The 8,542-nt window shown below is 73.0% G+C and carries 8 protein-coding genes and 1 pseudogene; all 9 read right to left on the reverse strand.

From position 1 onward, the window contains the following. A pseudogene (locus E1193_RS27865) lies at positions 1-113 on the reverse strand (cytidine deaminase); the annotation flags it as partial. Next, positions 106-1,509, reverse strand: a complete 1,404-nt coding sequence (locus tag E1193_RS27870; protein WP_207922893.1) for a hemolysin family protein — start codon at positions 1,507-1,509, stop codon at positions 106-108. The pseudogene E1193_RS27865 and the gene E1193_RS27870, both read right to left, overlap by 8 nt. Further along, positions 1,485-1,958: an rRNA maturation RNase YbeY gene (ybeY, locus tag E1193_RS27875; protein WP_132186152.1), complete on the reverse strand. Its 474-nt coding sequence runs from the start codon at positions 1,956-1,958 to the stop codon at positions 1,485-1,487. Before ybeY ends, E1193_RS27870 begins: the two co-directional genes overlap by 25 nt. A 14-nt stretch (positions 1,959-1,972) precedes the next feature. Further along, positions 1,973-3,031, reverse strand: coding sequence for a PhoH family protein (locus E1193_RS27880; protein WP_132186153.1), 1,059 nt, complete (start codon positions 3,029-3,031; stop codon positions 1,973-1,975). A 323-nt stretch (positions 3,032-3,354) separates the two neighbouring features. Beyond that, positions 3,355-4,728, reverse strand: coding sequence for a serine hydrolase domain-containing protein (locus E1193_RS27885; RefSeq protein ID WP_132186154.1), 1,374 nt, complete (start codon positions 4,726-4,728; stop codon positions 3,355-3,357). A 33-nt stretch (positions 4,729-4,761) separates the two neighbouring features. After that, positions 4,762-5,112: a histidine triad nucleotide-binding protein gene (locus tag E1193_RS27890; RefSeq protein WP_132186155.1), complete on the reverse strand. Its 351-nt coding sequence runs from the start codon at positions 5,110-5,112 to the stop codon at positions 4,762-4,764. Between the two features lie 68 nt (positions 5,113-5,180). After that, positions 5,181-5,915: a 16S rRNA (uracil(1498)-N(3))-methyltransferase gene (locus E1193_RS27895; protein ID WP_132186156.1), complete on the reverse strand. Its 735-nt coding sequence runs from the start codon at positions 5,913-5,915 to the stop codon at positions 5,181-5,183. Beyond that, the gene (gene dnaJ / locus E1193_RS27900) at positions 5,916-7,061 is read right to left on the reverse strand and encodes a molecular chaperone DnaJ (protein ID WP_207922894.1); all 1,146 of its coding nucleotides are present in this window, start codon (positions 7,059-7,061) and stop codon (positions 5,916-5,918) included. It lies immediately after the preceding gene. A gap of 75 nt (positions 7,062-7,136) precedes the next feature. Beyond that, complete coding sequence (gene hrcA / locus E1193_RS27905; protein ID WP_132186158.1) at positions 7,137-8,159, reverse strand: heat-inducible transcriptional repressor HrcA; 1,023 nt, start codon at positions 8,157-8,159, stop codon at positions 7,137-7,139. Positions 8,160-8,542 lie beyond the last annotated feature (383 nt).

The raw sequence follows: 8,542 nt of genomic DNA on the forward strand, positions 1-8,542 counted from the left end.
ACCCGGCCCCGGGCCCCCCGGGCCAGGACGACCAGCTTGCCGTCCTCGGCGCTCAACGTGGCCGGATCGGACGGGGTGGGCCGGGCGGCCGGCACGGCGGCTGACTCAGGCATCGGCGGGTTGCCTCTCCTCGGTTCGAAACTGGTTGGTGCGGGACTCGGCGGACTCGCCGCGCCCCTGTGGCCGGTCGCCCGGCTCGACCCGCCTGACCAGCACGGTGTCGATCCGGTTGCGCCGGCCGGTGGTGCCCTCGGCGAGCAGGCGCAACCCGGCCACCTCGGCGGACGCGCCGGGGATCGGCACCCGGCCCAGGGACTGGGCCAGCAGGCCGCCGACCGTCTCCACCTCGTCGGCGGGCAGCTCGGTGTCGAACAGCTCACCCAGGTTCTCCACCGGGAGCCGGGCAGTCACCCGCACCGACCCGTCCGCCAGGTGCTCGACCGGCGGGCGTTCGACATCGTACTCGTCGGTGATCTCGCCGACGATCTCCTCCAGGATGTCCTCGATGGTGACCAGACCGCCGGTGCCGCCGTACTCGTCGACCACGATGACCAGGTGGTTGCGGGCGGCCTGCATCTCCGACAGCAGGTCGTCGACCGGCTTGGACTCCGGCACGAAGGTCGCCGGCCGCATCAGTTCCCGGACCGGGGTCTGCTGGTCGCGCGGGTCGCCGCCACGGGTACGCCGAATCAGGTCCTTGAGGTAGAGCAGGCCCAGCACGTCGTCCACGCTCTCGCCGATCACCGGGATCCGCGAGAAGCCGGAGCGCAGGAAGAGCGCCAGCGCCTGGGAGAGCGTCTTGCCCTCCTCTATCCACACCATCTCGGTGCGCGGCACCATCACCTCCCGGGCGATGGTGTCGCCGAGGGCGAAGACCGAGTGGATCATCTGCCGCTCGCCGTGCTCCACGACGCCGCGCTGCTCGGCCAGGTCGACCAGCTCGCGCAGCTCCACCTGGGTGGCGAACGGGCCCTCCCGGAAGCCGCGCCCCGGGGTGACCGCGTTGCCGATCAGGATCAGCAGCGAGGCGAGCGGATTGAGCGCCCGGCCCAGCCAGCGCACCAACGGCGCGACTGCGCGGCCGACGGCGTACGCGTGCTGCCGGCCGAGGGTACGCGGGGCCACGCCGACCACCACGAAGCTGACCACGGTCATCGCGCCGGCGGTGATCAGCGCCGCCCGCCAGCCTGCGCCGAAGGTGTCCACCGCGACCAGCGCCACCAGCGTCGTGGCGGTCAACTCGGCGAGCAGCCGAAGCAGGAGCAGCAGGTTGAGGTGGCGGACCACGTCACCGGCGACCGCCTGGAGGGTGCCCGCGCCCCGGGCTCCGTCCCGGGCCAGCTCGGCTGCCCGCGCCGGGGAGACGGCGGCCAACGCCGCCTCGGTCATCGCGATCAGGCCGGCGAGCACCACCAGGCCGGCGGCGAAGAAGATCAACTGAAGGTCGGGCAGGCCCGCTGTCGGCACGGCCGCGAGAGTGTCCATCACCGGGACCGCGTCGACCGCCAGCTGGCCAGCAGTCGCGCCTGGAGCCCGAACATCTCGCGCTCCTCCTCCGGCTCGGCGTGGTCGTAGCCGAGCAGGTGCAGCACGCCGTGCACGGTGAGCAGGTGCAGCTCGTCGGCGGCGGCGTGCCCGGCGGCGGCGGCCTGCTTGGCGGCCACCTCCGGGCAGAGCACGATGTCGCCGAGCAGCGCCGGCTCGCCACCGGCCGGCGCGCTCTCACCCGGGCCGTGGTCGACGCTGCCCTCGTCCATCGGGAAGGCGAGCACGTCGGTCGGCCCGTCCCCGCCCATCCAGCGGTGGTTCAGCTCGGTCATGTAGTCGACGTCGACCAGCAGCACGGAGAGCTCGGCGAGGGGGTTGACCCCCATCTCGTCGAGGGCGTGCCGGGCGACGGCGAGCACGTCGTCGGTGTCGACGTCGACGCCGGACTCGTTGGCGATCTCGATGGACATGTCTTCCTCTGTCTTTAGCGGCGCCGACCGGCCCGGCCGCCCTGGGCGGTGCGCCCGGGCACGGCGTGCACGCTCTGTGCCTGCTGGTTCTCCCGCTCGGCGTCCCAGCGGGCGTACGCGTCGACGATCTCCCCGACCAGCTTGTGCCGGACCACGTCGGAACTGGAGAGCGAAGCGAAGTGCACGTCCTCGACACCCGCCAGGATCTCCCGGACCATCCGCAGGCCGCTGGTCGTCCCGCCTGGGAGGTCCACCTGGGTTACGTCACCGGTGACGACGATCTTGGAATTGAAGCCGAGCCGGGTGAGGAACATCTTCATCTGCTCGGGCGTGGTGTTCTGCGCCTCGTCCAGGATGATGAACGCGTCGTTCAACGTACGGCCCCGCATGTACGCCAGCGGCGCCACCTCGATCGTGCCGGCGGCCATCAGCTTGGGGATGGACTCCGGGTCGAGCATGTCGTGCAGCGCGTCGTACAGCGGGCGCAGGTAGGGGTCGATCTTCTCGTTGAGGGTGCCGGGCAGGAAGCCCAGCCGCTCCCCCGCCTCGACCGCGGGCCGGGTGAGGATGATCCGGTTGACCTGCTTGGCCTGGAGCGCCTGCACGGCCTTCGCCATGGCCAGGTAGGTCTTGCCCGTGCCGGCGGGGCCGATGCCGAAGACGATGGTGTGCGCGTCGATCGCGTCGACGTAGCGCTTCTGCCCGAGCGTCTTGGGGCGGATGGTGCGCCCACGCCGGGAGAGGATGTTGAGGGTGAGGACCTCGTCGGGTCGCTCGGCGCTGCCCTGCTCGAGCATGCCGACGGTACGCCGGACGGCGTCAGTGGTCAGGGTCTCGCCTTTCTCGATCAGTTCGAGCAGTTCGCTGAAGAGGCGCTCGGCGAGGGCGTTGTCCGCTGGCGTGCCGGTGATGGTGACCTCGTTGCCGCGAACGTGCACGTCGCTGTTGACCGAGCGTTCGACGAGTCGCAGGATCTCGTCGCCCGCGCCGAGCAGGTTCACCATGATCTTGGGGTCGGGGACCGTGATCCTGGTCTGCACCCGGGGCGGGCCGGGAGGTGGGGTGCCGGTCATAGCTCGGGCCGTCGGGCCCTGTGCCACCTGCTTCCGATCTCGGGCGCCGGCCCTGCTGGCTCGGCGTGCGGACGTTGCCCCCCATGGTATCCGCTGCACCGCGGACGCACCGCGTCCATTTCCACCTCCGACAGACCGGACGAAACGCCCGCCGACCCGCCGGCGGCCGTAATCCCGATGACCGACGCCCCCTACGACCGTCGGCCGTCGTCCGGGCGCCGCCGGCGGACCCGATCCGACCATCACGACTGCGGCTGCTCCAGGTGCGGCATCCCGTTCCGCACCCGGACGGCGCAGGCGACTACCGACCGCGCACGCGCGGATCATCCCGCCCGGAAGTCGTACCGGTCGAAGGTCTCCTGGTGACGGGTGAACCGGTAGGTCGCCCAGTGCATCCGCACGACCGTGCCGCTGGCGTCCCGGGTCAACCGGAGCACCTCGCCGACCTCCCGGCCGGAGACCGTGCGGAACATGTCGGGGCGGTCCGGCAGCGGCGCGAAGACCGCCGGCGGCTTCCCCGCCGGGTCGTCCGCGCCCCGGGCCCGCAGCGTCCCGTCGCGCCAACTGAAGACGTACTCGTGACCCTCGCCCCACCAGCGGCCCAGCATCCCGCGCAGCGGCCCCGGCGCGGGCTCCCCCGGACACCAGGGTTCGATTTCCGCAGGATCGTGCTCGGCGGACGCGGCGAGCAACCGGTGCGGCAGGTCGAAGACCTCCGCGGCCGTACCGGAGGAGCCGAGCACCGCGCAGCCCATCGCTCCGGCCGTGCCGTCCCCGCCCCGCCGGCCGTACACCGCGGCGAGGAAGCCGGGCATCGCGCCGTCGTGCCCGACGTGCACCACCCGGTCGGGGTACGGCAGGAGGAGCAGGCCCAGACCGAAGCCGGCCGCCCAGACCGTCTCGTCGGTGGTGGTCACCGGCCAGCGCATCTCGTCGAGGGTGGTCGGGGCGAGCACCGCGCCGGTCGGGTCCAGCGCAGCCGGATCGGCCAGGAATGCCGCCCACCGCGCCATGTCGGTGGCGGTGCTCCAGAGCTGGGCGGCCGGGGCGACCGCGCCGAAGTCGGTCGGCGGCTCCGGGCGCGCCTCGTCGGAGTAGGCGTCGACCAGGAACCCGGTCGCCGCCGCCGGGCCCGGCGACACCGAGGTCGCGGTCAACCCCAGCGGGGACAGCACCCGCTCGATGAGCACCTCGGCCCAGGCCCCGCGGCGTAGCTGCCCGACCAGCCGGCCGAGCAGGGCCATGCCGAGGTTCGAGTAGTGGAAGCGCCGTCCCGGCGGCAGCACCCGCTCCACCCGCGCCAGGTCGGCGACCAGCTCGCCGACGCCCGGGGCGCGCAGGGTGTCCCAGACGTCGCCGTGCGGCTCGCGTTGCAGGCCGGCGGTGTGTGACAGCAGCCGACGTACGGTCAGCTCGCCGTGCGCCGGCAGCGCCAGGTGCGCACCGATCGGGTCGTCCAGGTCGAGCAGGCCGTCATCGCGACACTGCATGACCAGCACCGAGGTGAAGGTCTTGGTGACCGAGCCGGTCCGGAACCGGGTGTCCGGGCCGAGCGCGGTGTCGTTGCCGGTGCCACCGATCTCGCATGTCCAGAGCGGACGGTCGGCGCGGTGCAGGGCCGCCGCCACGGCCGGCACCCGCGCCTGGGCCTGCACCTTCCGGACCATCCGCTCCAGGCGGTCGTCACGCGCCGTCACATGATCATCCTACGGTCGGCGGGCACGGGTCGGTCAACGGGCGAGCATCGGGCCCAGCGGCGCGCCGCCGAGCAGGTGCGCGTGCACGTGGAAGACCTCCTGCCCGCCGTGCACGCCGGTGTTGAACATCAGCCGGAAGCCGTCACCGAGCAACCCCTCGTCCTCGGCCACGGCGGCGGCCGTGGCCAGCAGCTCACCGGCGAGCGCCGGGTCGCCCTGCCCCAGCGTGGCCACGTCGGCGTAGTGCTCCTTCGGGATGACCAGCACGTGCACCGGCGCCTTCGGGTCGATGTCGCGGAAGGCGAGCGTGCGGTCGGTTTCCCGGACGATGGTCGCCGGGATCTCGCCGGCGACGATGCGGCAGAACAGACAGTCGGATCCCATCGGGGCATGGTAAGCCGTGCCGGCCGGCTCGCCCGCCGCGCGCACCGTCACCCGCCTCTCCGCCCGGGTCACCAGCGGGCGAGGCGGGTGACGAGGACGGTCAGGGCGACCACGCCGGCGGTGGAGGTGCGCAGCACCGACGGACCGAGGCGGACCGGGCGGGCACCGGCCTCGGTGAAGGCGGTCAGCTCCCCCGGGGCGATGCCGCCCTCCGGCCCCACCACCAGCACGATCTCGCCGGTGTCGGGCAGGTCGACCGCGGTCAGCCGCTCCTGCGCCTCCTCGTGCAGCACGAACGCCGCCCCCGCCCCGGCGATCCGCCGGGCCACGGTGGCGGTGGACTCGTCCGGGGCGCCGGCCACCACCGGCAGCCACGGCCGGCGGGCCTGCTTGGTCGCCTCCCGGGCGGTGGCGACCCACTTCTCCCGGGCCCGTACGCCCCGGTCGCCGCGCCACTGCGTCACCGAGCGGGACGCCGCCCAGGGCACGATCTCGTCCACCCCGACCTCGGTCATCGCCTGCACGGCCAGTTCGCCCCGGTCACCCTTGGCGATGCCCTGCACGACGACCAGCCGGGGAACGTCGGCGTCGGCGTACCCCCGGGCGATGATCCGCAGGTCGAGGGTGCCCCGGCCGACGGCGGCGACCACGGCGGTGGCCGTGCCGCCCCGGCCGTCGGCCAGCAGCAGCCCCTCGCCGACGCGCAGCCGCTGGACGCTGGACGCGTGGTGGCCCTCCGGGCCGTCCAGGGTCATCGTGTCGGCGGTGGGCAACGCCTCGACCAGGAACAGCGGCGTGGACACTCAGGCGTGCCCGTTGAAGGCGTCCCGCATCCGGGAGAAGAAGCCGCCCTGCTTGGTCAGCTCGGCGACCTCCTCGCCCCGGGTCTTGGCGAACTCGCGCAGCATCCGCTCCTGCTCGGCGTCGAGCTTGGTCGGGGTTCGCACGTCGAGGTGGACGTAGAGGTCACCCCGGCCGGTGCCGCGCAGGTGCGGCACGCCCCGGGCGCGCAGCCGCAGCGTGCTGCCCGGCTGGGTGCCGGCCTTGACGTCGACCGTCTCCTCGCTGTCGAGGGTCTTGATGGTCAGCCGGGTGCCGAGCGCGGCGGCGGTCATCGGCACGGTGACCCGACAGTGCAGGTCGTCGCCCTTGCGGGAGTAGACGTCGTGCGGCCGTTCGTGAATCTCCACGTAGAGGTCACCGGCGGTGCCGCCGCCCGGGCCGACCTCACCCTGCTGGGCCAGCCGGATCCGCATACCGTCCTCGACGCCGGCCGGGATCTTGACGGTCAGCGAGCGGCGGGTGCGCACCCGACCGTCGCCGGCGCAGGTGGGGCAGGGGTGCGGGATGGTGGTGCCGTAGCCCTGGCAGACCGTGCACGGCCGGGCGGAGACCACCTGGCCGAGGAAGGTGCGCTGCACCGACTGCACCTCGCCCCGGCCGCCGCACGCCTCGCAGGTGGCCAGGTGGGTGCCGGCCGCGGTGCCCGCGCCGGAGCAGGTGGTGCAGAGCACGGCGGTGTCGACGGTTATCGGCGCCTCGACGCCGAAGGCGGTCTCGTGCAGGTCCAGTTCGAGCCGCAGGATCGCGTCGGCGCCCGGCCGGGTTCGCGGTCGCGGCCCTCGGGCACCGCCCGCGGCTCCGCCGAAGAAGGCGTCCATGATGTCCTGGAAGCCGACGAACGGGCCGGCCCCGCCGGGGCCACCCGGGCCTCCGGCGCCCCCGCCGCCCGGAGCCAGCGGGTCGCCACCCAGGTCGACGATCTGCCGCTTACGGTCGTCCGAGAGGACCTCGTACGCGGCGTTGATGTCCTTGAACTTCTCCTGTGCCTCCGGATCCGGATTCACGTCCGGGTGGAACTGGCGCGCCAGCTTGCGGTAGGCGCGCTTGATCTCGTCGTCGGAGGCCTCCCGGCTCACGCCGAGAATGCCGTAGTAGTCCCTGGCCACTGCGTTCGGTGTCCTCATGTTCGTCTCACGTTGCGCCGGTCGTCGCCCGGAGCCGGCTCCGGGCCCTGGATTGCGTCAGTTCTGGGCCAGCAGCTCGCCCACGTAGCGTGCCACGGCTCGCACCGTGGCGATGGTGCCGGGGTAGTCCATCCGGGTGGGGCCGAGCACCCCCAGACCGCCGACGATGGTCGCGCCCGGACCGTACCCGGTGCTGACCACCGAGGCGGCACGCAGGTTGTCGACCTCGTTCTCGTCGCCGATCAGCACCCGGGTCGTGCTCGGCTCGGCCTCGCCGATGAGCTTGAGGAGCACGACCTCCTCCTCCAGTGCCTCCAGGATGGGCCGCAGCGAACCCTGGAAGTCGAGCAGGCCGCCCCGGGTCAGGTTGGCCGTGCCGGCCAGCGCGAGGCGCTCCTCGTGCCGCTCGACCAGCGTCTCGAGCAGCACGGTGGAGAGCGTGGTCATGGCGGGACGCAGCTGTGGCGGGGACTCCTCCACCAGCGCCTGCACCAGCGGCGGGGTCTCCGAGAGCCGGCTGCCGACCAGCTTCTCGTTGACCAGCCGGCGCAGGTCGGTGACGTCGTTGGCCGGGACCGGCGCCGGCAGCTCGACCAGCCGCTGCTCGACCCGGCCGGTGTCGGCGATCATGACCAGCATCAGCCGGGTGGTGGAGATCGGCACCAGCTCCAGGTGGCGTACCGATGAGCGGGCCAGCGACGGGTACTGCACCACCGCGACCTGGCGGGTGAGCTGGGCCAGCAGCCGGACGGTGCGGTGGACCACGTCGTCCAGATCGACCGCGCCGACGAGGAAACGCTCGATCGCCCGCCGCTCGGCGGGGCTGAGCGGCTTGACCCGGGAGAGCCGGTCGACGAAGAGTCGGTAGCCGCGGTCGGTGGGCACCCGGCCGGCACTGGTGTGCGGCTGCCGGATGTAGCCCTCCTCCTCCAGCACGGCCATGTCGTTGCGCACCGTGGCCGGCGAGACCCCGAGCTGGTGCCGCTCGACCAGGGCCTTGCTGCCGACCGGTTCCTGCGTGGCGACGTAGTCCTCGACGATCGCACGCAGCACGGCGAGCTTGCGGTCGTCGAGACCCATTTCCCCACCTCCTGACGCACCTCGGCCCGGAGCTGCTGGGCGCCCGCCCTGGCACCACCGGATCGCGCGACCGACCAACGCCGCGACCGACCAACCCTGCCGGCGGCCGACTCGGCCGGCGACCAACGCTCTGCCACCCAATGCACTGGCACTCGACTGTACCGAGTGCCAGTCTACGTCGGCGTACCCGCCGACGCGATGATCAGCGACGGACCACCGGTGCGGCCCACCGGCGGGACAACGCACCAGGGCCGATCATTCGGACATCAGCGGCACGATCACTCTGGTGCCCCTTGCCGGAAGCCCCTACCGTGACGTTCATGACCGAACCACCTCGCCCTCCCGGTGCCGGTGGCTCCGACGAGCCCACCGCCCCCTTCGGC

This window comes from Micromonospora sp. KC606, assembly GCF_004348675.1.
Lineage (GTDB): Bacteria > Actinomycetota > Actinomycetes > Mycobacteriales > Micromonosporaceae > Micromonospora.

Excerpts from the sequence above, each read along its gene's own strand:
- E1193_RS27880 (WP_132186153.1), bottom strand. The coding sequence starts at position 3,031 with ATGACCGGCACCCCACCTCCCGGCCCGCCCCGGGTGCAGACCAGGATC.
- ybeY (WP_132186152.1), bottom strand. The coding sequence starts at position 1,958 with ATGTCCATCGAGATCGCCAACGAGTCCGGCGTCGACGTCGACACCGAC.
- E1193_RS27890 (WP_132186155.1), bottom strand. The coding sequence starts at position 5,112 with ATGGGATCCGACTGTCTGTTCTGCCGCATCGTCGCCGGCGAGATCCCG.
- hrcA (WP_132186158.1), bottom strand. The coding sequence starts at position 8,159 with ATGGGTCTCGACGACCGCAAGCTCGCCGTGCTGCGTGCGATCGTCGAG.